This is a genomic window from Flavobacterium sp. (assembly GCF_043773265.1).
In the GTDB taxonomy this organism is placed as follows: Bacteria; Bacteroidota; Bacteroidia; order Flavobacteriales; family Flavobacteriaceae; genus Flavobacterium.
On the sequence record NZ_JAYVFH010000109.1, the window covers coordinates 1 to 3,735 of the forward strand.

The following is a 3,735-nucleotide window of genomic DNA, read 5'->3' on the forward strand; positions in this document are numbered from 1 at the left end:
CTGAAAAATTCTATATCGTAATGAAAATTCGTAAATTTGAGATATGGAAAAAAAGAAATTTATAGAGCAACATTTTATTATAGATAGTTTGACTAATTCTATCTTAAATACAATCTCTGGCGACAGTTTCCAAACCGAAGTTATTCTACTTACAAAATCAGACTTAAAAGATATTATTAAAAAAAATGGTTGGAATTTTGATTGGAAATCTGAATTTAACGACATTAAAAAAGAAGTCTATAAATTAACCATTGAACATAATACAAATATTATTCAAGGATTATTAAGTATAACGATTGAAGCTGACCATATTTATATGGATTTATTAGAAAGTTCTCCATTCAACATTGGCGAAAACAAATTGTATGAAGGAGTTGCAGGAAATTTAGTTGCTTATGCTTGTAAACTTTCATTCCAAAAAGGATTTGACGGTTTTGTAGGTTTTACTGCAAAAACTAAACTTATTGAACATTATGAAAAAACTTTGGGAGCATATCATTTCAAAAATCAAAGAATGATTATTGAAACTCAATCAGCAAAATTTTTAGTAGAAAAATATTTTAAAAATTAACGTTATGGGATTTATAAAAGAGCCAATCGGAATAGATTTTATTATTCAAAGCGAGCCACTGACAGATGTGGAACGTAAAGAAATTAGTGAATACATAAAATCAAAAAAGGAGGAAAACAAAATTGCGATTATGAAAAAAATCGTAAAAAGAAAACCAAAAAATACTGAAAAAGTATAATAAATATTTTGCCGTCGCACAACAGCGGTTTGGCGCAATTGGGGTTTAAGGCAAACTTTAAAGTTGGTTTTGTACTTGGAAGTTCGGTCTTTAATTTATACATTTGGTCAACCAAATCCCCAACTGACGCCAAGCCACGAGACGTTGGCAGAAACCCGTGAGCGACACGAAACGCATAAAAAAAACTCGAAAAAAAATGAAATCAAAAAAAGGTTTTGCTAACGCAAAACCCTTTTTTTGATTTCTTCTTAATATCAATTTTAAAATGTTATTTTTGCCTTGCAAGAATTAAAACCAAAAAATAATAAATGGCAAATACAAATCTTACAAGTGCAAAAACAGCAAAGAACGATGAGTTTTATACTCAATATCACGATATTGAAAAAGAAATTAACGCATATTTAGATTTTAACCCAAACGTGTTTCGTGGTAAAACAATTTTACTTCCCTGTGATGACCCTGAATGGAGCAATTTTACTAAATTTTTTGCTCAAAATTTTGAAAGATATGGAATAAAAAAACTTATAAGTACTAGTTATGCACCTGATAGTAAACTATATAAAACAAATTACCAACCAACGCTTTTCGAAACGACAAATCCACAATTTGACAAAAAGAAAACAATAAAAAATGGCAAAATATTTACTCTTGACCACGACACAAGTGGAGATGGAAAAATTGATGTAAATGACCTTGAATGGACTTATCTAAAAGGTGATGGAGATTTTAAAAGCGAAGAGATTAAAAAACTGCGTAACGAAGCCGACATAATAATTACAAATCCACCTTTTTCTCTTTTTCGCAAATTTTTATCTTGGATAGTCGAAGCAGACAAGCAATTTTTAATTATTGGAAACATAAATGTTGTTACATACAAGGAAGTTTTTCCTTTAATCAAAGAGAATAAATTATGGTTAGGAACTGGTATGGGCAGATGGATTTCTGGGTTTATTGTTCCTGAAACATATGAATTATATGGGACAGAAGCAAGAATTGATGAACTAGGAAATCGAATTGTAGCAACAAATAGTTGTCTATGGCTTACAAATATAGATCACGGAAGAAGACATCAACCGTTGCCCTTAATGACAATGGAAGATAATATAAAGTTTAGTAAACATAAAGAAGTAAAAGGAAATGTATATCCAAAATATGAAAATTATGATGGAATTAATGTACCTTTTACTGATGCTTTACCTAGTAACTATGATGGAATAATGGGTGTTCCAATAAGCTTTTTAGATAAATATTCACCAGAACAATTTGAAATTATGGATTGTTGTGAACCTTGTATTGATTTAGAAATTCTAAAACAAAATCCAGCTTTCAAAGAATATAAATCAAGACAGGTAATGTTCAATGGAAAATTATGTCAAAAAACTTATCATAGAATTTTAATAAGACACAAAAAATAATGGAAACAACATTAAGAACAGATATAAAAATAAAAAACATTTGCGAAGGTTTCATTTACAATGAACTTGAGGGAAAAGGCTTGTTTGGTTTATCGGGAACTTTAACAATTCAACCAGAATACCAAAGAAACTATATTTATGCTGACGGCAAAAGAGATGTTGCAGTAATAGAAAGTATATTAAAAGGTTATCCTTTAGGTTTAATTTATTTCAATAGAGTAGATGAAAAAAGCCTTGAAGTTTTAGACGGACAACAGCGAATTACAAGTTTTGGAAGATTTGTAACTAACAAATTTGCAATAAAAGACGAAAACGGAATGGAGCAATATTTTAGTGGTATTGCATCGGACAAACAAAAAAAAATATTAGAAGCAAAACTATTAATTTATGAATGTGAAGGAACAGAAACCGAAATTAAAGAATGGTTCAGAACAATCAATATTTCGGGAGTTCCATTAACAAATCAAGAATTATTAAATGCAGTTTATTCTGGACCATTTGTAACATTAGGGAAAGAGGAGTTTAGCAATAGCCAAAATGCAAACATTCAAAAATGGAGTGCTTATATTTCAGGTAGTGCCAATAGACAAGACTTTTTAGAAAGAGCTTTGGAATGGGTTAGCAAAGAAAATGTCGGCGATTATATGAGCCGACACAGATTTGACAAAAACATTACTGAATTAAAAAACTATTTCACAAGTGTTATTGATTGGGTTTCAACTGTATTTACAGAAGTTGAAAGCGAAATGAAAGGACTTGAATGGGGTAGACTTTATGAAACATATCGAAAACAACCTTACAACTCAAAAACAATATTTGAACAAATAAAAAATCTTTATGCTGACCCATATATAAAAAACAGAAAAGGAATTTTTGAATTTATATTGGGTGGTTCAATAGATACAAAATTATTAGAAGTAAGAGTATTTGACGAAGCAACCAAAAAATTATTTTTCACAAAACAAACAACTGAAGCAGAAACAAAAGGTATTTCAAATTGTAGTTATTGTGCAATTGGACACGATGCAAATAAAACAAAAATATGGAAGCTTACCGAAATGGATGCCGACCACGTTACAGCTTGGAGCAAAGGCGGAACAACCGACACGAAAAACTGCGAAATGTTGTGTAAATCACATAATAGAGCGAAAGGAAATAAATAAAATATAATGAAAAAAAGCAAAGTGCTACCGCACTTTACTTTTTTTCATTATGTAATTTGTTTTATCGAGTAATAAAATGCTATTATTGAATAACCAATTACTAATAACGAACAGTAAAACACTTTTAAGAAATAGTAGAATACTTTTAATGAAAAGTAAATTAATTTTAAGGCGTAGTAAATTACTTTTAACGAATGGTAAAATACTTTTAAGACATAGTAAAATACTATTATTGAAATGTAAAAAACAAATATTGAGTAACAAATAACAAATAACGAGTAGTAAGAACAACATCAAGGGTAAATGGGCATCTGCCAACAAAGAACTGTGCTTAAAAACAAATAAAATTTGATTTATTTTCACTATTTTTGAGTAGGAAAAACAAATTTAGTCTTGCGAGGAGAAAGT

4 protein-coding genes are annotated in these 3,735 nt (G+C 29.5%); all 4 read left to right on the forward strand.

Annotation, left to right across the window (positions count from 1 at the left end; genetic code table 11):
* The first annotated feature begins 43 nt into the window (after positions 1-43).
* The 4 genes from ACH2BO_RS05805 to ACH2BO_RS05820 all read left to right on the forward strand — a co-directional run bounded on the left by ACH2BO_RS05805 (position 44) and on the right by ACH2BO_RS05820 (position 3,327).
* The gene (locus tag ACH2BO_RS05805) at positions 44-571 is read left to right on the forward strand and encodes a hypothetical protein (RefSeq protein ID WP_395043809.1); all 528 of its coding nucleotides are present in this window, start codon (positions 44-46) and stop codon (positions 569-571) included.
* A 4-nt stretch (positions 572-575) separates the two neighbouring features.
* A complete protein-coding gene (locus tag ACH2BO_RS05810) occupies positions 576-749 on the forward strand; it encodes a hypothetical protein (protein WP_395043810.1) in 174 nt (57 codons plus the stop codon).
* A 308-nt stretch (positions 750-1,057) separates the two neighbouring features.
* Positions 1,058-2,164, forward strand: a complete 1,107-nt coding sequence (locus ACH2BO_RS05815; protein ID WP_395043811.1) for an adenine-specific methyltransferase EcoRI family protein — start codon at positions 1,058-1,060, stop codon at positions 2,162-2,164.
* Entirely contained in the window at positions 2,164-3,327 is a 1,164-nt protein-coding gene (locus tag ACH2BO_RS05820; RefSeq protein WP_395043812.1) for an HNH endonuclease family protein, read from the forward strand. The genes ACH2BO_RS05815 and ACH2BO_RS05820 overlap by 1 nt, the downstream gene beginning before the upstream one ends.
* Positions 3,328-3,735 lie beyond the last annotated feature (408 nt).

Excerpts from the sequence above, each read along its gene's own strand:
- ACH2BO_RS05805 (WP_395043809.1), top strand. The coding sequence starts at position 44 with ATGGAAAAAAAGAAATTTATAGAGCAACATTTTATTATAGATAGTTTG.
- ACH2BO_RS05810 (WP_395043810.1), top strand. The coding sequence starts at position 576 with ATGGGATTTATAAAAGAGCCAATCGGAATAGATTTTATTATTCAAAGC.
- ACH2BO_RS05815 (WP_395043811.1), top strand. The coding sequence starts at position 1,058 with ATGGCAAATACAAATCTTACAAGTGCAAAAACAGCAAAGAACGATGAG.
- ACH2BO_RS05820 (WP_395043812.1), top strand. The coding sequence starts at position 2,164 with ATGGAAACAACATTAAGAACAGATATAAAAATAAAAAACATTTGCGAA.